Genomic DNA, 18,104 nt, shown 5'->3' on the forward strand with positions numbered 1-18,104 from the left:
CGGACTCGCCTATATCTCCCATCGTGACCGACACCACCACCGACACCGACGCCTCCCCTCGCCTCGCCGGCGCCGCCCTGATCAAGGACGAGGTGACGCGCCTGCCCGACGCGCCGGGCGTCTATCGCATGATCGGCGACGGCGGCGAGGTGCTGTACGTCGGCAAGGCCAAGAGCCTGAAGAAGCGCGTGGTGCAGTACGCCCAAGGCCGCTTCCACACCAACCGCATCGCCCACATGGTCGACGCCACGCGGGCCATGGAGTTCGTCACCACCCGCACCGAAGCCGACGCCCTGCTGCTCGAGATCAACCTGATCAAGCAGCTGAAGCCGCGCTTCAACGTGCTGCTGCGCGACGACAAGAGCTTTCCCGAGATTCTCATCCGCCGCGACCACGACGCCGCCCAGCTGCGGAAACATCGCGGCGCCCACACCATCAAGGGCGACTATTTCGGCCCCTTCGCCAGCGCCTGGGCGGTGAACCGCACGCTCAACACCCTGCAGAAGGCCTTTCTGCTGCGCTCGTGCAGCGACAGCGTCTACGAGACGCGCGACCGGCCCTGCATGCTGCACCAGATCAAGCGCTGCGCCGCCCCCTGCACGGGCCTGGTCAGCCTGGAGGACTACGGCGCCCTGGTCGACCAGGCCGAGGCTTTCCTGCGCGGCAAGTCCCGCGCGGTGATGGCGACCATGGCCAAGGAGATGGAGGCCGCCGCCGAGGACCTGGAGTTCGAGCGCGCCGCCCGCCTGCGCGACCGCATCCGCGCCCTGGCCGCCGTCGCCCAGGAAAGCCAGATCAATCCCGAGACCGTCGACGAGGCCGACGTCGTCGCCCTGCATGTCGAGGGCGGCCAGGCCTGCGTGCAGGTGTTCTTCTTCCGGGCCGGCCAGAACTGGGGCAACCACGCCTACTTCCCGCGGATCACCGGCGCGGCCACTCAGGAAGAAGGCGGAGACGAAGAGGAAGGCGCCACCGAGGAGCAGCGGATCATCACCGCGTTCCTTGGCCAATTCTACGACGACAAGCCGATCCCGCGCCTGATCCTGGCCAACGTCCAGCCGGCCGAGGTCGAACTGCTGAGCGAAGCCTTCGCCCTGAAGAGCGGTCGCAAGGTCGAGATCGCCGTGCCCAAGCGCGGCGAGAAGGCCGACCTGGTCGGCCACGCCCTGACCAACGCCAGGGAGGCCCTGGGCCGCCGGATGGCCGAGGGCAGCGCCCAGACCAAGTTGCTGGCCGGCGTCGCCGAGGCCTTCAAGCTGGACGCCCCGCCCGAGCGGATCGAGGTCTACGACAACAGCCACATCCAGGGCACCAACGCCGTGGGCGGCATGATCGTGGCCGGGCCGGAAGGCTTCATGAAGGGCCAGTACCGCAAGTTCAACATCAAGAGCACCGAGCTCACGCCCGGCGACGACTACGGCATGATGAAGGAGGTGCTGAAGCGCCGCTTCGCCCGCCTGGTCAAGGAAGAGGAAGAAGGCGACGACGCCAACCGCCCCGACCTGGTGCTGGTCGACGGCGGCCAGGGCCAGCTCGACGCGGCGCTGGAGATCATGGCCGATCTGGGGGTCGACGACATCCCCGTGGTCGGCGTCGCCAAGGGACCGGACCGCGACGCGGGGCTGGAGCGCTTCTTCATCCCCGGCCAGACGCCGTTCATGCTCGAGCCCAAGTCGCCGGTTCTGTACTACCTACAGCGCCTGCGCGACGAGGCCCACCGCTTCGCCATCGGGGCCCACCGCACCCGCCGCAGCATGGACCTGAAGAAGAACCCGCTCGACGAGATCGAGGGGGTCGGTCCCGGCCGCAAGAAGGCCCTGCTGCACGCCTTCGGCTCGGCCAAGGGCGTCGGCCGGGCCAGCGTCGAAGACCTCGTGAAGGTCGACGGCGTCAGCCAGGCCCTGGCCGAGCGCATCCACGCCTTCTTCCGCAAGAGCTGACCACCTCTCCCCCAAAATCGGCGCCCAAAACGACCCGGGGCGGCGATTGACAACGCCGTTAGGTGAACGCAACCTCCGGCCGCTCTGGACATGTCTGCAACCTGACATGCGGCGTGCGCCGGGCGCGCCGCCCGGAGCCGCCTGGGGAAAACATCGCCATGACCATTCTGCCGTTCCTGCGGGGCCGAGGCCTCGCGCGCCCGCTCGCCGACGCCTGCGCCGACACCGCCGCGCCCGTGCCGGTCCCGCGCTCGAAGTCGGTGATCCACCTGCCCGCCGACCACTACCTGCACCGCGACGCGCCGACCGAGTGGTGGTGGCACATCGGTACGCTGAAGGCCGGCGACCGGGTGTTCGGCTTCGAGATCAACGCCGCGTCGTTCCCGGGCCGCGCGCCGGCCTTCGGCTTCTCGCAGATCATGCTGACCGACGTGCAGAACCAGAAGCACTACCAGGCCACCACGGTCTACAACACGCCCGCCGGCTACGATCCGGCGACCTGGGCCGAGCACGACGTCGCTCGCGACTGGCACGTGGGCCTGGGCAAGGCCGGCAGCCTGTTCACCGCCGTCAAGGTGACCAATCCCGGCTCGGGCTACGATCCGGCCCACACGGTGGTGACGGTGTCGGGCGGCGGCGGCTCGCAGGCCGTGGCCTATCCGGTGATCGTCGGCGGCATGATCGCCTCGATCCAGGTCGCCAACCTCGGCCGCGGCTACACCTCGCTTCCCGACATCACCATCAGCGATCCCAGCGGCGCCGGTTCGGGCGCCACGGCCAAGGCCGTGCACACCTTCATCACCATGGACGCGGCCTGGGGCGATCCGACCCAGAACATGGCCGTGGTCACCAAGCTGACCGACGACGCCACGGGCACTGAAGTGGTGTTCGACCTGACCATGTCGCAGAAAGGCGACCCCTTCCTGGTGTGGGGCACGGGCGTCAGCCAGGTCCTGCCGCCGGCCTGGGGCTCGCACCTGCAGACGGGCAACTACTACTACTCGCTGACCAACGTCGCCGCCGCCGGCACGATCACCATCGACGGCGAGGTCTTCGAGGTCACGGGCAAGACCTGGATGGACCACGAGTACGGCTTCTTCGGCTCGGCCGCCAATCCGGTGAAGTGGCTGCTGCAGAACGCCCAGCTCGACAACGGCTGGACCCTGTCGAATCACTACGTGCTGTACGGCCCCAACAAGAAGCCCAACCCGGGCGAGCCCGTGCCCTGCGAGGTCACCCTGCAGGACCCGGACGGCCAGATGTACCTGGTGTCGGGCGTCATGATCGCCGACCGCCCCTGGATCAGCCCGCACTCGAAGACCCAGTACTATCTCGACTACCAGCTCGACATCGCCGGCTTCGACGCGGTGCTCAACTTCAAGGCCCTGGTTCCCGACCAGGAGTTCCCGCTCCTGCCCACCGGCTCGATCTACGAAGGCATCGCCTCCGCCGAAGGGACCTTCCAGGGCAAGCCGACCTCCGGGACGGGCTGGATCGAACAGGCGCTCTAAACCTTCACCAGGGATGACGCACCCATGGCTGCAAGCTTAGCTTGCAGCCATGTCCCTGGCCGAATCCACCGCTTCCCCGCCGCATCGCTCCCGCTGGACGCACCAGAGCAATCACGACTGGACGGGCACGGGTCCGGGCGGCGAGACCCTGGGCTTTTGCGGCTCGCGTTCGGGCCTGTTCGATGGCCAGCGCAACAGCATGCGGCTCTCCAACACCCTGTCGGCCTATCGCCGGGGCCTGCGCCACAGCAGGCTGTTCGCCGAGACCGGTTACGACCGCCTGGCCAAGCGGATCGGCTACGCCGCCGAATACCAGACCGGCGATCCCGACTTCGACGCCCGCGTCTATCTGGGAACCGACGACCCGGGCCTGGCCGACATTCTCCGCGCCCAACCCGCCTTGCGCGCCGCCGTCATCGCCCTGCTCGACGCCGGGGCCAAGACCATCACCATCGACAAGACCGGCGTCCAGGCGACCATGACCGGCGGTCTGCGCCCGGACGACCCCGAGGGCGAGCACGACCTGGTCATCGCCGGCGACGCGATCAGCGCCGTCGCCTCGCTGTGGCCCGAACGTCCCGCCCCAAGACCGACCGCGGGTGCGGTCTTCCAGTCCATCGGCCTGGGCTGGGCCGCCCTGGTTCTGGCGGCCGTTCCGATCGCCGCCTGGAAGAGCGAGACCGTCGCCGCACGCCAGATCGAGACCTACGCCCAGATCGACTGGCTGGGCATTGGCGTCTGGCTGGGGGTGGCGTTCGTCCCCTTCCTGCTGGCGGGCCTGCGCCGACCAGCGGCCCATCGCACGCTGCTGACCCTCGGACTGGTCGCCCTGGTGCTGACCCCGTTCAGCACCGACCTGCTGCAGCTGCGCGCCAACCGGTGGCTGACGCGGTCGGAAGCGGACGTCCCCGCCGGCCTTACCGAGCTGCGCTACGACCACGACGACCCCAACCCCACGGAATACGAGGCGACCGTCACCGTCGCCGATCGTCCATCCGACTGGGTCCTGACCAAGCAGGAAGGCGACCTGGCCCGCCAGGGCAGCCTATGCGTCGCCGGCGTCGTCGCCACCGGCCTGCGCGACCTGCGCTACGTCAAGCGGGTGCGCACCTGGGAATGCCCCGGCCAGGGCCCGCTCGAGGAGCCCTACGTCCCCGAGCCGTAAGGGGGATCAGCACCCGATACCGCGAGCTTATTTTTCACCGAGCGTCCCCGCGAAGGCGGGGATCCAAGCCGAGTCCGGGGATGATCCACGGCCTCATCTCGTCCTGAAAGTCAGCTTGGATCCCCGCCTTCGCGGGGAACGTCGGATCTAGGGATGCGGCAATCGGACGACCGTCGCTCCGAGCCCTAGAAGTCGTTCTTCCAGCGCTGCATCGAGGCCAGCGGCAGCCAGGCCTCGAACGTCAGGCCCTCGGGGCGGAAATCGAAGCGCGAGCGGCCCTTCAGCTCGCGCTGGGTCAGGTTCTCGATCAGCCGCGCGCCGAAACCGAAGGTGGCCGGCTCGCTGACCGTCGGCCCGCCGGTCTCGGTCCAGATCAGGCGCAGTTGGCGGGCCGCCTCGTCCAGGCTCCAGCGCAGGGCCACGCGGCCTTCCGGCGCCGACAGCCCGCCGTACTTGACGCTGTTGGTGGCCAGCTCGTGCAGCACCATCGACAGCGACACGGCCACGTGCGGGCTCAGCGTCACGCTTGGCCCCTCGGCGTCGATGCGGTCGCCATGGGCCCGCACGCAGATCGCCACAACGTCGGTCAGGTCGGCCTCGGTCCAGCCGGTGCGGGTCAGAAGGTCGTGGGCGGCCGAGAACGCCACCAGGCGCTCGGTGAAGATCCGCACCTGCTCGGCGTCGAGCTTGGCGAAGGTCTGGCGGGCCAGCGACTGCACCGTGGCCAGGTTGTTCTTCACCCGGTGGTTCAGTTCGTTGATCATCACCGCCTGGCGGGCCTCGCGCGCCTCCAGTTCGCGGGAGGCGGCGACCAGGGCCTCGCGCACGGCGGCGATCTCGGCCAGGCCGTCGCCCCGTCCCGGACCCAGCGGCCGCCCCTCCCCGATCGTCGCGGCGTCCTCGACCAGGTCGGCGACCTCGCGGTTGATGCGGTTGGCGAAGAACAGCGCCAGGCCGATGCCCAGCAGCAGCAGCAGCGGGAACACCGCCGCCGTGCCCAGCGCCACCGAGACGCCGCTGCGGGACATCTCGTCGCGCGGAATGGCCACCACCAGCGTCCAGCCCGTCCGCGGCGAGCGGGTGTAGGCCACGTGGGTCTTCACCTTCTCCAGTGAGACGCTCTTGCTGATCCCTTCGCTGGCCCGGGCCAGGTTGCGGGCCATGTCGGGCGAGGCCGTCGCCCCCATCCAGCGCTCGTTGCGCACCGAGCGGGCGATCACCTTGCGTTGGTTGTCGAGGATCGTCGCCACCCAGCGGTCAGGCGCGCGCTGCTGGCGGAACACCGAGGTGAAGCTGGAGGCCTCGACCACATAGGCCACGACGAAGGGCTCGTCCTTGATGGTCACCGGCGCGCCCACCGTCACCACGTAGCGCTTGGCCAGCGCCCCCATGCGCAGGTCCGAGACGACGGTGCGGCCCTCCTCGCGGGCGCGGACCATGTAGTCGGGCGGCGGGGTCCTGGGCAGGGACGCGCCCCAGGGAACCAGCGTGTTGACCATCTGCTGGCCGTCGGGCCGGGTGACCACGATCCAGCCGGGCCGGTTGGCGGTCGTGCGCTTGGCGCGGGCGTGAAAGCTCTTCCAGTCGGCGTTCAGCAGGGCCTGGTCGGTGGCCAGGGTCTCGGCCACGGCCACGCCCTCGGCCACCTGGCGGTCGACCGCCCCCGACAGCGCCCGGGCCGTCGCCATAAGCTGCTCGTCGAGCTGGTCGCGGCTCTGGCTGTTGGCGCGCTCCAGCAGCAGGGCCGTGGCGACCAGGGCCGGCGCCAGCAGGCTGACGGTCAGCAGCACCAGCAGCCCGCGGACCGATCCGCGCAGCCCGCGCCGCCGGGAGGCGGGCGTATCGGAGGGAACTGGGGCCATGGGAGGGTTTACGCGACGACTGACCGAAGGTTGCCGGGCGCCTTGTGGATCAACCCGCCCGTCACCGCCATGATCGTCTCCCGCCCAGTCCCGGATGACGCGACCTTACGCGATGCGTCAGCCCTGTCATCCGGTAAGCGATCGGCGTTATTCGGCGGGGCGCGGCTTCAGCAGGACGAGGGCGACGAAGCTGATCCCCGCGGCGACCGCCAGATAGATCCCCACCGGAACCAGACCGCCCTTCGCGGCCAGGGCCGTGGCGGCCATCGGCGTCAGGCCGCCGCCGATGATGCCGCCGACGTTGAAGGCCATCGAGGCCCCGGTGTAGCGCACCCGGGCCGGGAACAGCTCGGGCAGCCACGAGCCCAGCGGGCCGTAGACGAAGCCCATGGCGAACAGGGCGAGCGACAGGAAGGCGCAGATCAGGGCCAGCGAGCCGGCCCCCATCATCACCGGCAGCAGCGCCCCGGCGGCCACGGTCATGGCGCAGCCGGCCATCAGCACCCGGCGCGACGACGAGGCGTCCGACCAGTAGCCCGAGACGACGATGCCGCCGGCCATGAACAGGATCGCGAACAGCTGCACGCCCAGGAACAGCTGGCGGTCGTAGCCCAGGGTCTTGGCCCCGTAGCCCAGCGCGAAGGCCGTGCTCAGGTAGAACAGGGCAAAGCAGCAGACCACGGCGAAGGTGCCGCCCAGGGTCTCTTTCCAGTGGCGCTTGAGCAGCTCGGCCAGCGGCACGGCCGGCGGCGGTTCGTGGGCCAGGGCGGCGGCGAAGGCCGGGGTCTCGGTCAGCTTCAGACGCACCCACAGGCCCAGGCCCACCAGCACGGCGCTGGCCAGGAACGGCAGGCGCCAACCCCAGGCCTCGAACTGCTCGGGGCTGAGCAGCAGCCCCAGGATCAAAAAGAGGCCGTTGGCGGCGATGAAGCCGACCGGGGCGCCCAGCTGCGGGAACATGCCGAAGCGGGCCTTCCAGCCGGGAGGCGCGTTCTCGACCGCCAGCAAGGCCGCCCCGCCCCACTCGCCGCCCAGGCCGAAGCCCTGGCCGAAGCGCAGCAGGCACAGCAGGGCCGGCGCCAGCCAGCCGGCCATCTGGTAGGTCGGCAGGAAGGCGATCAGCAGGGTCGAGCCGCCCATCAGCATCAGCGACGCCACCAGGGTCGACTTGCGGCCGATGCGGTCGCCGAAGTGGCCGAAGGCGATCGCCCCGACCGGCCGCGCGAAGAACGCCACCGCCAGGCTGGCGTAGGAGGCCAGCAGCTGCATCGACGGCGAGTGCGACGGGAAGAACAGCGGCCCGAACACCAGCGAGGCGGCCGTGGCGTAGATGTAGAAGTCGTAGAACTCCACCGCCGTGCCCACCAGGCTGGCCAGCAGCACGCGGCGGGAGGAATTGGCGGTCGGATCGGCGCTGGCGGTCATGGCGTCCTCGGGAACTTGACCACGGCTTGGCTTCCGAAGACCGCCACGTCAACCACGCAGCGGATAAAAATCACCCGCCGCCCTGGAGAATTGCCCCGATATCGATGCGTTTTCTTCTCACGACCGCCCGTTCAGGAAGAGACTTGCCCCGCCGCGCGAACGGCGGGGCCGATCCCGTCAGCGCGCCGAGAAGCCGCCGTCCACCAGGTGGTAGCTGCCGGTGATGAACGAGGCGCGGTCCGACAGCAGGAAGCAGGTCAGGGCCGAAACCTCCTCCGAGCGGCCCAGGCGACCGATCGGGTGCAGGGCCACCAGGCCGGCCATCGCCGCCTCGTCCATCGAAGCGCGCACCGCCGGGGTGTCGATGAAGCCCGGGCCGACGGCGTTGATGCGCACGCCCTGGCCGGAATATTCAATGGCGGTCGTCTTGGTCATGCCGACCAGGGCGTGCTTGGCGGCGACATAGGGGCCCGAGCCGGCCCAGCCATGGCTGCCGAGGATCGAGGCCATGTTGACGATCGAGCCGCCGCCCGAGGCGAGCATCGCCGGGATCTCGTACTTCATCGAATAGAGGACGCTGTGCAGGTCGACGTCGATCACCCGCTTCCAGGCGTCGATCGGATAGTCGGCCGTGGGCGCGCTGGGGCCGCCGATCCCGGCGTTGTTCACCGCCAGGTGCAGGCCGCCATAGGTGTCGATCGCGAACCTGACCATGGCCTCGACCTGCGCCGGATCGCCGACATCGACCTTGAAGGCGGCGGCCGAGCCGACCTGCGCCGCCAGGGCCTCCGCGCCTTCGAGATTGAAGTCGGCGATCACCACCTTGGCGCCGCCGGCCGCCAGCTCGCGCACCACCGCCTCGCCGATGCCCGAGGCGCCGCCGGTGACGATGGCCACCTTGTTCGCGAATTCCGTGCTCATCAGGGACTACTCCACTTACTGTTACACTGTACGCCCCCGACCTCCTATCTGGGGATGGCCGCCCGCGAGCGCCACCATGTCATGCATGCGCCATAGCCCTCCGCCGCGCTCATGCGTTAGAACGGCGCCATGAAAGCCCTGCCCAACATCCTGACCTCCGCCCGCCTGGTCATCGCGCTGTTCATGTTCGTCGCCCTGGCGGCCGCCGCCGGCGGCGTGCCGTGGCTGAGCGAGCAACTGACCGCCGACCAGCAGTTCTCGCTGCAGCGCTGGGCGTTCTGGGCGTTCGTGGTGGCGGCGGTGACCGACTTCTTCGACGGCTGGCTGGCCCGCAAGCTCGACGCGGTCAGCATCTGGGGCGCGATCCTCGACCCGATCGGCGACAAGATCCTGGTCTGCGGCGCCCTGCTGGGCCTGATGGCGCTGGGCCCGAACCCGCTGGTCATCCTGCCGGCCGGCCTGATCCTGTTCCGCGAATTCGCCGTCAGCGCCCTGCGCGAGGTCGGCGCCGGCAAGGGGATCAAGCTGCCCGTCACCCTGCTGGCCAAGTGGAAAACCACCCTGCAGTTGGTGGCCATCGGCGCCGAGATGATCATCGTCTCGTGGGGCGCGTTCAACCTGCCGCAGGACCCGGCGATCTTCGAACCGGCCTCGTGGATCACCCATGGCCTGCTGTGGCTGGCCGCCGTGGTCACCCTGATCACCGGCGCCCAGTACTGGGAAGCCGCTCGCAAGGCCCTGACCTGACCCCTAGCCCGGCCGTAAATTCGACACACGCATAGGACGAGCTTTCACCTTCGACGTTCGATGGCGGGGGCTCGGCTATGCTCGGCTTGCTGTGGCGTGCGGTGTGTGTCGCGTTCCTGCTCGCCGCGCCCATAGCCGCGCGGGCGGAGAGCCGGCTGGTCGACTTCGAGGTCGCCTCGAAACGCTTCGACGGTAACCGGGTCGGCGTCTCCCCGACCCGCAAGGCCGTGGCCTATCTTCCCGACGGCTATGAGACCGGAAGCCGGCGCTATCCGGTCGTCTATTTCCTGCCCAACCTGTTCGACGACCACCGCGCGATCTTCGACCGCGACGGCGCCAGGGCCGTGCTCGATCGCGCCGTCGCGCAGGGCAAGGTTCCGCCGCTGATCCTGGTGTCGGCCGACTTCTCCACCCCGACCGGCAGTTCGTTCTACGCCACCTCGCCGGTGACCGGCGACTGGACGGGGTTCCTGGCCAAGGACCTGGTCGCCGCCGTCGACGGGCGCTTTCGCACCCTGCCCCGCCCGGAAGCGCGCGGCCTGCTGGGCGACCGCATGGGCGGCTATGGCGCGATCCGCACGGCCATGCTGGCGCCCGGGGTGTTCGGCGCGGTCTACGCCCTGCATCCGGTCGGCACGGGCGTGGGCCTCCAGACCATGAACTCACGCCCCAACTTCGAGCGCCTAGCCTCCGCCAAGTCCCTGGACGACCTGGGCGACGATGGTTTCTCACGGGTGTTTCTGGGCATGTACCAGGCCTTCCTGCCCAATCCCGACAGGCCGCCTTTCTACGCGGACTTTCCGGCCAGCGGCCGCGGCGCGAGCCTGGCGACGGATCCCGTCCTGACCGCGAAGCTGCAGAACGCCTTCCTGCTGGATCGCCTGCTGCCGGTCCACGCGGCCGAACTGAAGGCCCTGCGCGGACTGATGTTCGACTGGGGCCGCTTCGACGGCAACGCCGACCACGTGGTCGCCAACCGCGCTTTCGCGGGCCTGCTGGAAGAGTTCGGCGTCGCCAACGAGGCCGAGGAATATCGCGGCTGGTGGGGCGAGCGGCACTGGTCGCGCGGCGGCCGCGTCGAGGACAGGGCCCTGCCCTTCTTTGGGCGGGTGCTCGCTTTCGATCCCTCTCCCGCAAGGCCTACAAGCCCCGCAAGGAAAGAAGGATGAGGGGTCACTCCCCCGCCAGGATCTCTTCTTCGTCGTCTTCTTCAGAGGGGCCGTGCAGCAGCCATTCGCTGTCCGGGCGCTCGTCGCCGCCAGCGCGTTCGGCCATCATCATCAGGGCCAGCCAGCGGGTTCCCGTCATCCGCAACACCATGATCGCCTCCAGGACTCAAGGTCGCTATTGAGAGTGACTCTCAATAGCGACCTGATCAAGGCGATTTCGACGCTTAAGGTTCGCTACTTAGAAGCGCGCCGTAGCGGCGCAACGCGACATCAGCACCTTCTCGCGACGGCGCGAGGCCTCGCGCTCCAGATGGGGCGCAACCTCGGCCGCCTGGCGGCGTTCGTCTGGCGTGCCGCTGACGTCCAGTCGGCGCACATTGCTGAGCAGTTGCGCCAGTTCAGAGTCCTTCAAGGTGGGAATGCGGTCGATTAACGTCATGGTCACGCTCCACTCAAATTCAGCGGTGTTGATAACCACAACGCGCAAAGAGCTTCGAAGGTGACGCTTGCAGGCGAAAAAATAAAATCCCCATATTTCGCTTGCCATCCCCGACCGCGCCTTTTACAGATCACCCATCGAATTCGCTGCCGCTCGATCTGCTACTCCATGCTTCCTTCCAAGGAGCGCCGAGCCAGCCCTCCGACCCTCAACGAAATTGATCGTCGCCGGCACGCGCCTCGCGACGCCCTGAACTATGAACTAAAGGACTACCCAAATGGCTATCGGCACCGTGAAATGGTTCAACGGCACCAAGGGCTTCGGCTTCATCCAGCCGGACGACGGCGGCAACGACGTGTTCGTGCACATCTCGGCCGTTGAGCGCGCCGGTCTGGGCTCGCTGAACGAAGGTCAAAAGGTCAGCTACGAGCTGGAACAAGACCGTCGCAGCGGCAAGATGTCGGCCGGTCAACTGCAGTCGGCGTAAGCCGCTCTGACCTGACGAACTGAGACGGGCCGGCGCAAGCCGGCCCGTTTTGCGTTTACGGCTCCCGTTTTGCACCGCGGCGCCTTCCGGTGGACGCGAGCGCCCGCCCCGCCTAGGTTCGCGCGGTGCCTCCCAACCAGTCCGCCCACCCAGTCGCCATGCGTCCGCTCCGCCTCCTCGCCGCCGCCCTCGCCCTGCTGGCCCTGACCGCCTGCGGCTCGATCTCGCGCGACGCCTACAAGGCCAGCGACATGGTCGGCCCGCCGCCCACGGGCCTGTCGGACATCCGCTTCAACGCCAGCGACAGCGCCGCCGGCATCCGCTTCGCCGAAGCCGCCCGCAACCGCGCCAAGGGCCAGAAGACCTTCGACGTCCTGGCCCTGTCGGGCGGCGGCTCGAACGGCGCCTACGGAGCCGGCGTGGTCACCGGCTGGACCAAGACCGGCGAGCGACCCGAGTTCGACATCGTCACCGGCGTCTCCACCGGCGCCCTCACCGCCCCCTTCGCCTTTCTCGGCCCCACCTGGGACGAGCGGCTGACCGAGGTCTACACCGGCCCCGCCGCCGACCGCATCCTGCAGCCGCGCGGCCTGGGCGTGCTCTTCCACCCCAGCTTCTACGACAGCGGCGCCCTGCGCGGCCTGGTCGAGAAATACGCCGACGCCAACATGATGCAGGCCGTCGCCGCCGAGCACCGCCGCGGCCGCCGCCTGCTGATCGCCACCACCAACCTCGACACCGAGGAGACGGTGATCTGGGACATGGGCGCCATCGCCTCCAAGGGCGACGAGGCCTCGCGCAAGCTGTTCCAGGACGTGCTGGTCGCCTCGGCCAGCATTCCCGGCGTCTTCCCGCCCGCCCTGATCCAGGTCGAGGGCCAGGGCCGGCGACTGTCGGAGATGCACGTCGACGGCGGCGTCTCGATCCCGTTCTTCGTCGCGCCCGAGTCCCTGTTGCTGTGGACCGTCGACAAGGGCGAGGCCCGCCCGGGCCGGATCTTCGTCGTGGTCAACGGCCAGGTCGGGGGCGTCTTCGGCTTCACCAAGGGCAGCGCGGCCTCGATCGTCGGCCGTTCGTGGCAGACCATGAGCAAGGCCCTGATCCGCACCCACCTGGCCGCCAGCGCCGGCTTCGCCCAGCGCAACGGCGGCCAGCTGTTCTACAGCGCCATTCCCGACGCCGCCGAAGCCGACACCTCGGGCCTCGACTTCGCCGCCGACAACCGCAAGGCCCTGTTCCACATGGGCTACGACCGCGCCGTCGCCGGCTGGGCCTGGAGCCTGGCGGCTCCGCCCGCCGAGGTTCCGGTGGTGAAGGCCCCGGCGGCCAAGCGCTAGACCCAGCCCGCCGCGCGCACCGCCGGCGCATGTCGCCGGCTGACCGGCGCGTTCACGCCGCCCGCCAACACCAACTCGCCCGCCCCGCGCCGCCAGCGCACGCCCTCGATCGCTTCGGCCGCCACCCACCAGGACCGGTGCACCTGCAGACCGTGAACGCCGGCGAGATCCTTCAGGGCGTCGGAAAAGCGCAGGGTCAGCAGTTCCTCGCCCGCATCGGTGTGGACCTTCAGGTAGTGGTCGTGGGCCTCGACCGCGATCAGCCGCGCGCCCCGCCGCCGGGCCGACAGGCGGCGACGGAAGGCGGCCTCGGCCTGCGGCAACGGCGGCTCGACCACCACCCGGGTCTCGACCACCCTGCGCGGCGCCCGCCAAACCAGGGCCCGCATGGCCATGACCAGTGTGCTGATCACCCAGACCCGCCACCAGAGCTCGAGCGGCATGTGGACGTCTTCGGCGCCGTAGAGGGCCTCGATCGACGACACCCAGGCCGTGACCAGCGGCGTCATCAGCAGGGTCACGACGACCAGCCGCTTCCAGAAGCCGCCAAGGCGCCGGCCCAGGACCTCGTCTACCGCCACGCCGATGACGCCGCCGCCGACGATGCAGGCCAGCCAGTAGGTGATCTTGCCGACCGGGCCGAGGTCGGCCGTGCCCCACGGGGCCAGCACGCCCATGAACAGGCCCAGAGCCGTCAGCAGCGCCAGGTCCGCCGCCAGCCGCCGCCCGATGGGCCAACCGTCTATGGGCGTCATCCTTGGTCCCCGACCTCCCGCGGCGCCGCTCGCGCAGAATGGGCGCCGCTCGCGCAACCCCGGTAGCGCGCTCCGCCTCCCCTCGCAATCTCGGCGCGAACCCGACCGGAGACCATCCTTGCCCCGCGCTCTTTCCCGCACGCTCTGGACGCTTTGCGCCCTGCTCAGCGTCGCCATCGCCTTCTACGCCTACCGCTACGTGGCGCCGACCACGCCCGCGCCGCCGGGCGTCCGCGCCAACCCGTTCTTCTCGCCGTTCCTGTTGCTGCACGTGACCGGAGCGGCCACCGCCCTGCTGGTGGGACCCGTCCAGTTCCTGGCCGGCCTGCGCGCTCGCCGCCCGGCCCTGCACCGCGCGCTCGGTCGGCTCTATGTCGCCGGCTGCCTGGTCGGCGGGCTCGCGGGCCTGGTCCTGTCGCTCGGCTCGACCGCGGGTCCGATCGCCACGGCGGGCTTCGGCCTGCTCGCGCTCGCCTGGCTGTGGACCACCGTCCAGGCCGTGCGCCACGCGATCGCCCGCCGCATCCCGGAGCACCGGGCCTGGATGATCCGCTCCTTCGCCCTGACCTTCGCGGCCGTCACCCTGCGGCTCTACCTGCCGTTGGCGGCGATCTCGGGCCTGCCGATGCGCGAGGCCTACCTCGCGATCGCCTTCCTGTGCTGGGTTCCCAACCTGGCGATCGCCGAGCTCTGGCTGCGCCGCCCGTCCTGGGCGCAGGCCTCCGCGATCGGGGCCTGACAACGCCCCGACGCCTCGCGCGCCGGCCGCCTAAGCTTCACAGCTAACAGCGCTTTTCCAGACTCCCCGACTCTGGGGTTGCGCCCGCCTGACTCCCTCTCTAAAGGGGCGGCTTAACCTGCAAGATGGTCGACAGCGGGCGCGCGGATGTGCGCGACCGTGTCTTTGCGCGAGTTACCCATGCCCAAACGTACCGACCTCTCCTCGATCCTGATCATCGGCGCCGGCCCGATCGTCATCGGTCAAGCCTGCGAGTTCGACTATTCGGGCGTCCAGGCGTGCAAGGCCCTGCGCGCCGAGGGCTACCGCATCATCCTGGTCAACTCGAACCCGGCCACGATCATGACCGATCCGGACGTGGCCGACGCGACCTACATCGAGCCGATCACCCCCGACATGGTCGCCAAGATCATCGAGAAGGAGCGCCCCGACGCCCTCCTCCCGACCATGGGCGGCCAGACGGCCCTCAACACCGCCCTCGCCCTCGAGGAAGCCGGCGTCCTGAAGAAGTTCGGCGTCGAGATGATCGGCGCCAAGGCCGAGGTCATCGACAAGGCCGAGGACCGCCAGAAGTTCCGCGACGCCATGGACAAGCTGGGCCTCGAAAGCCCCAAGTCCAAGGCCGCCCACAACATGGAAGAGGCCCGTGAGGGCCTGGCCTTCGTCGGCCTGCCGGCGATCATCCGCCCGTCCTTCACCCTGGCCGGCACCGGCGGCGGCATCGCCTACAATCTCGAGGAATTCGAGGAGATCGTCGCCCGCGGCCTCGACCTGTCGCCGACCACCGAGGTGCTCATCGAAGAGAGCGTCCTGGGCTGGAAGGAATACGAGATGGAAGTGGTCCGCGACACGGCGGACAACTGCATCATCGTCTGCTCGATCGAGAACATCGACCCGATGGGCGTCCACACCGGCGACAGCATCACCGTCGCCCCGGCCCTGACCCTGACGGACAAGGAATACCAGTGGATGCGCGCGGCCTCGATCGCCGTGCTGCGCGAGATCGGCGTCGAGACCGGCGGCTCGAACGTCCAGTTCGCGCTGAACCCGGCCGACGGCCGCATGGTCGTCATCGAGATGAACCCGCGCGTGTCGCGCTCGTCGGCCCTCGCGTCGAAGGCCACCGGCTTCCCGATCGCCAAGGTCGCCGCCCGCCTGGCCGTCGGCTACACGCTCGACGAACTGAAGAACGACATCACCGGCGGCGCGACCCCGGCTTCGTTCGAACCGTCGATCGACTACGTCGTCACCAAGATCCCGCGCTTCGCCTTCGAGAAGTACCCGGGTTCGGAGCCGCTGCTGACCACCGCCATGAAGTCGGTCGGCGAAGTGATGGCCATCGGCCGCACCTTCAAGGAAAGCGTCCAGAAGGCCCTGCGCGGCCTGGAAACCGGCCTGAACGGCTTCGACGAGGTGGAAATCCACGGCGCCGAGGATCCGGACACCGGCAAGGCCGCGGTCATCCGCGCCCTGGGCGTGCCCACCCCCGATCGCCTGCGCGTCATCGCCCAGGCCTTCCGCCACGGCCTGACCGTGGAAGAGGTCAACGCCGCCTGTTCCTATGAACCCTGGTTCCTGCGCCAGATCGCCGAGATCGTCCGCCAGGAAGGTCTGGTCCGCGCCGGCGGCCTGCCCAAGGACGCCCAGGGCTTCCGCGCCCTCAAGGCCCAGGGCTTCTCCGACGCGCGCCTCGCCAAGCTGACCGCCTCGAACGAAAAGGCCGTCCGCAAGGCCCGCCAGGACCTGGCCGTCCGCCCGGTCTTCAAGCGCATCGACAGCTGCGCCGGCGAGTTCCTGGCCTCCACGCCCTACATGTACTCGACCTACGAGTTCGGCGCCCTGGGCCAGGTTCCCGAGTGCGAGAGCGAGCCGTCGGGCGCCAAGAAGGCCGTGATCCTCGGCGGCGGTCCCAACCGCATCGGCCAGGGCATCGAGTTCGACTACTGCTGCTGCCACGCCGCCTTCGCGCTCGACCAGATCGGCGTGGAGTCGATCATGGTCAACTGCAACCCCGAGACCGTCTCGACCGACTACGACACCTCCGACCGCCTGTACTTCGAGCCGCTGACGGCCGAGGACGTGCTGGAGCTGCTGCATGTCGAGATGAGCAAGGGCGAGCTGGCCGGCGTCATCGTCCAGTTCGGCGGCCAGACCCCGCTGAAGCTGGCCCACGCGCTTGAAGAGGCCGGCGTGCCGATCCTGGGCACCAGCCCCGACGCCATCGACCTGGCCGAGGACCGCGAGCGCTTCCAGCAACTGCTGAACGGCCTGAACATCGCCCAGCCGGAAAACGCCATCGCCCGCACTTGGGACGAGGCCCGCGCCGAAGGCGACAAGATCGGCTTCCCGTTCGTGATGCGTCCGTCCTACGTGCTGGGCGGGCGGGGGATGGAGATCATCCGCGATCACGAGCAGCTGGAACGCTACATCGCCAACACCGGCGAGATCTCGTTCGAGCACCCAATCCTGCTCGACCACTATCTGAGCCGCGCCACCGAGGTTGACGTCGACGCCCTGTGCGACGGCGAAAGCGTGTTCGTGGCCGGCGTGCTTGAGCACATCGAAGAAGCCGGCGTCCACTCGGGCGACAGCGCCTGCTCGATGCCCCCCTTCTCGCTGAAGGCCGAGACCGTCGAGGAACTGAAGCGCCAGACCGTGCAGATGGCCCTGGCCCTCAACGTGCGCGGCCTGATGAACGTGCAGTTCGCCATCGAAGAGCCGCACGGCGACAACCCGCGCATCTACGTGCTGGAAGTGAACCCGCGCGCCTCGCGCACCGTGCCGTTCGTCGCCAAGACGATTGGTCAGCCGGTCGCCGCCATCGCCGCCAAGCTGATGGCCGGCGCCAAGCTTTCCGAGTTCGGCCTGAAGGACGAGCCCTACGACCACATCGCGGTCAAGGAAGCGGTCTTCCCGTTCGCCCGCTTCGCCGGCGTCGACACCATCCTCGGCCCGGAAATGCGCTCGACCGGCGAGGTCATGGGCCTCGACTGGATCCGTGAAGGCGAGACGGGCCTGGGTCCGGCCTTCGCCCGCGCCTTCGCCAAGAGCCAGCTGGGCGGCGGCGTCACCCTGCCGACCTCGGGCACGGCGTTCGTGTCGGTCAAGGAAAGCGACCGCCCCTGGATCGTCGAGCCGGTGAAGCTGCTGCAAGCGGCCGGCTTCAAGGTCATCTCCACCGTCGGCACCCGCGGCTACCTGGCCGAGCAGGGCGTCGAGGTCGAGCTGGTCAAGAAGGTGCTGGAAGGCCGTCCGAACATCGTCGACGTGATGAAGAACGGCGGCGTGCAGCTGGTGTTCAACACCACCGAAGGCAAGCAGGCCCTGGAAGACAGCTTCGACATCCGCCGCACGGCCCTGATGATGAAGGTGCCCTACTACACCACCAGCGCCGGCGCCCTCGCCGCCGCCCAGGCCATCTCCTCGGCCCCGGCCAAGGCCCTGGAAGTGCGCCCGCTGCAAAGCTACGCGTCGTAAGACGCGCCTATAGCTTCTAGACAGGAAGGCCGCCCGGAGCGATCCGGGCGGCCTTTTTCGTTTGGCCTCACGGGAGCGGCCTCAAAACACGCGCCCCGCGAGAAACTTCACCACGAACACACGCATCCCG

General features: G+C 69.2%; 15 protein-coding genes. 9 read left to right on the forward strand and 6 right to left on the reverse strand.

What is annotated here, in order from left to right; all coding sequences use genetic code 11:
- The first annotated feature begins 11 nt into the window (after positions 1–11).
- From uvrC to AC2YHT_RS00275, 3 genes are all read left to right on the forward strand, one after another.
- Positions 12–1,940 (forward strand): excinuclease ABC subunit UvrC, encoded by a 1,929-nt coding sequence (gene uvrC / locus AC2YHT_RS00265; protein ID WP_487287930.1) that lies wholly within the window; start codon positions 12–14, stop codon positions 1,938–1,940.
- A gap of 158 nt (positions 1,941–2,098) precedes the next feature.
- Entirely contained in the window at positions 2,099–3,451 is a 1,353-nt protein-coding gene (locus AC2YHT_RS00270; RefSeq protein WP_487287627.1) for a lipocalin-like domain-containing protein, read from the forward strand.
- A gap of 49 nt (positions 3,452–3,500) precedes the next feature.
- The gene (locus AC2YHT_RS00275; RefSeq protein WP_487287628.1) at positions 3,501–4,616 is read left to right on the forward strand and encodes a hypothetical protein; all 1,116 of its coding nucleotides are present in this window, start codon (positions 3,501–3,503) and stop codon (positions 4,614–4,616) included.
- 185 nt (positions 4,617–4,801) lie between these two features.
- On the opposite strand, the gene AC2YHT_RS00280 is transcribed toward AC2YHT_RS00275, so the two are convergent.
- The 3 genes from AC2YHT_RS00280 to AC2YHT_RS00290 all read right to left on the reverse strand — a co-directional run bounded on the left by AC2YHT_RS00280 (position 4,802) and on the right by AC2YHT_RS00290 (position 8,824).
- A complete protein-coding gene (locus AC2YHT_RS00280; RefSeq protein ID WP_487287629.1) occupies positions 4,802–6,478 on the reverse strand; it encodes a sensor histidine kinase in 1,677 nt (558 codons plus the stop codon).
- Positions 6,479–6,625: 147 nt separating this feature from the next.
- Complete coding sequence (locus AC2YHT_RS00285; RefSeq protein WP_110118150.1) at positions 6,626–7,903, reverse strand: MFS transporter; 1,278 nt, start codon at positions 7,901–7,903, stop codon at positions 6,626–6,628.
- Between the two features lie 177 nt (positions 7,904–8,080).
- Positions 8,081–8,824, reverse strand: a complete 744-nt coding sequence (locus tag AC2YHT_RS00290) for an SDR family NAD(P)-dependent oxidoreductase (protein WP_487287630.1) — start codon at positions 8,822–8,824, stop codon at positions 8,081–8,083.
- A gap of 129 nt (positions 8,825–8,953) precedes the next feature.
- Between AC2YHT_RS00290 and pgsA the strand changes: the two genes are divergently transcribed.
- Both pgsA and AC2YHT_RS00300 read left to right on the forward strand, forming a co-directional pair.
- Positions 8,954–9,571 carry a CDP-diacylglycerol--glycerol-3-phosphate 3-phosphatidyltransferase gene (pgsA, locus tag AC2YHT_RS00295; protein WP_487287631.1) on the forward strand — a complete coding sequence of 206 codons (618 nt, stop codon included), beginning with the start codon at positions 8,954–8,956 and terminating at the stop codon, positions 9,569–9,571.
- A gap of 77 nt (positions 9,572–9,648) precedes the next feature.
- Positions 9,649–10,740 carry an alpha/beta hydrolase-fold protein gene (locus tag AC2YHT_RS00300; protein ID WP_487287632.1) on the forward strand — a complete coding sequence of 364 codons (1,092 nt, stop codon included), beginning with the start codon at positions 9,649–9,651 and terminating at the stop codon, positions 10,738–10,740.
- A 4-nt stretch (positions 10,741–10,744) separates the two neighbouring features.
- Here AC2YHT_RS00300 and AC2YHT_RS00305 read toward each other — a convergent pair whose 3' ends face one another.
- Both AC2YHT_RS00305 and AC2YHT_RS00310 read right to left on the reverse strand, forming a co-directional pair.
- Positions 10,745–10,891 (reverse strand): hypothetical protein, encoded by a 147-nt coding sequence (locus AC2YHT_RS00305; RefSeq protein ID WP_199228314.1) that lies wholly within the window; start codon positions 10,889–10,891, stop codon positions 10,745–10,747.
- 87 nt (positions 10,892–10,978) lie between these two features.
- Positions 10,979–11,179 carry a hypothetical protein gene (locus tag AC2YHT_RS00310; RefSeq protein ID WP_487287931.1) on the reverse strand — a complete coding sequence of 67 codons (201 nt, stop codon included), beginning with the start codon at positions 11,177–11,179 and terminating at the stop codon, positions 10,979–10,981.
- A 277-nt stretch (positions 11,180–11,456) separates the two neighbouring features.
- Between AC2YHT_RS00310 and AC2YHT_RS00315 the strand changes: the two genes are divergently transcribed.
- The gene (locus AC2YHT_RS00315) at positions 11,457–11,666 is read left to right on the forward strand and encodes a cold-shock protein (protein ID WP_110118155.1); all 210 of its coding nucleotides are present in this window, start codon (positions 11,457–11,459) and stop codon (positions 11,664–11,666) included.
- 158 nt (positions 11,667–11,824) lie between these two features.
- Positions 11,825–13,003, forward strand: a complete 1,179-nt coding sequence (locus AC2YHT_RS00320) for a patatin-like phospholipase family protein (protein WP_487287633.1) — start codon at positions 11,825–11,827, stop codon at positions 13,001–13,003.
- Here AC2YHT_RS00320 and AC2YHT_RS00325 read toward each other — a convergent pair.
- Complete coding sequence (locus AC2YHT_RS00325; RefSeq protein WP_487287634.1) at positions 13,000–13,758, reverse strand: LytTR family DNA-binding domain-containing protein; 759 nt, start codon at positions 13,756–13,758, stop codon at positions 13,000–13,002. The genes AC2YHT_RS00320 and AC2YHT_RS00325 overlap by 4 nt on opposite strands.
- A gap of 118 nt (positions 13,759–13,876) precedes the next feature.
- On the opposite strand from AC2YHT_RS00325, the gene AC2YHT_RS00330 reads away from it, so the two are divergent.
- Both AC2YHT_RS00330 and carB read left to right on the forward strand, forming a co-directional pair.
- Positions 13,877–14,497 (forward strand): DUF2306 domain-containing protein, encoded by a 621-nt coding sequence (locus AC2YHT_RS00330; protein WP_487287635.1) that lies wholly within the window; start codon positions 13,877–13,879, stop codon positions 14,495–14,497.
- 180 nt (positions 14,498–14,677) lie between these two features.
- Positions 14,678–17,974: a carbamoyl-phosphate synthase large subunit gene (gene carB, locus AC2YHT_RS00335; RefSeq protein WP_487287636.1), complete on the forward strand. Its 3,297-nt coding sequence runs from the start codon at positions 14,678–14,680 to the stop codon at positions 17,972–17,974.
- Positions 17,975–18,104: the final 130 nt, after the last annotated feature.

It is taken from the genome of Caulobacter sp. SRI_008 (genome assembly GCF_057586355.1).

Excerpts from the sequence above, each read along its gene's own strand:
- AC2YHT_RS00270 (WP_487287627.1), top strand. The coding sequence starts at position 2,099 with ATGACCATTCTGCCGTTCCTGCGGGGCCGAGGCCTCGCGCGCCCGCTC.
- AC2YHT_RS00275 (WP_487287628.1), top strand. The coding sequence starts at position 3,501 with ATGTCCCTGGCCGAATCCACCGCTTCCCCGCCGCATCGCTCCCGCTGG.
- AC2YHT_RS00280 (WP_487287629.1), bottom strand. The coding sequence starts at position 6,478 with ATGGCCCCAGTTCCCTCCGATACGCCCGCCTCCCGGCGGCGCGGGCTG.
- AC2YHT_RS00285 (WP_110118150.1), bottom strand. The coding sequence starts at position 7,903 with ATGACCGCCAGCGCCGATCCGACCGCCAATTCCTCCCGCCGCGTGCTG.
- AC2YHT_RS00290 (WP_487287630.1), bottom strand. The coding sequence starts at position 8,824 with ATGAGCACGGAATTCGCGAACAAGGTGGCCATCGTCACCGGCGGCGCC.
- pgsA (WP_487287631.1), top strand. The coding sequence starts at position 8,954 with ATGAAAGCCCTGCCCAACATCCTGACCTCCGCCCGCCTGGTCATCGCG.
- AC2YHT_RS00300 (WP_487287632.1), top strand. The coding sequence starts at position 9,649 with ATGCTCGGCTTGCTGTGGCGTGCGGTGTGTGTCGCGTTCCTGCTCGCC.
- AC2YHT_RS00305 (WP_199228314.1), bottom strand. The coding sequence starts at position 10,891 with ATGGTGTTGCGGATGACGGGAACCCGCTGGCTGGCCCTGATGATGATG.
- AC2YHT_RS00310 (WP_487287931.1), bottom strand. The coding sequence starts at position 11,179 with ATGACGTTAATCGACCGCATTCCCACCTTGAAGGACTCTGAACTGGCG.
- AC2YHT_RS00315 (WP_110118155.1), top strand. The coding sequence starts at position 11,457 with ATGGCTATCGGCACCGTGAAATGGTTCAACGGCACCAAGGGCTTCGGC.
- AC2YHT_RS00320 (WP_487287633.1), top strand. The coding sequence starts at position 11,825 with ATGCGTCCGCTCCGCCTCCTCGCCGCCGCCCTCGCCCTGCTGGCCCTG.
- AC2YHT_RS00325 (WP_487287634.1), bottom strand. The coding sequence starts at position 13,758 with ATGACGCCCATAGACGGTTGGCCCATCGGGCGGCGGCTGGCGGCGGAC.
- carB (WP_487287636.1), top strand. The coding sequence starts at position 14,678 with ATGCCCAAACGTACCGACCTCTCCTCGATCCTGATCATCGGCGCCGGC.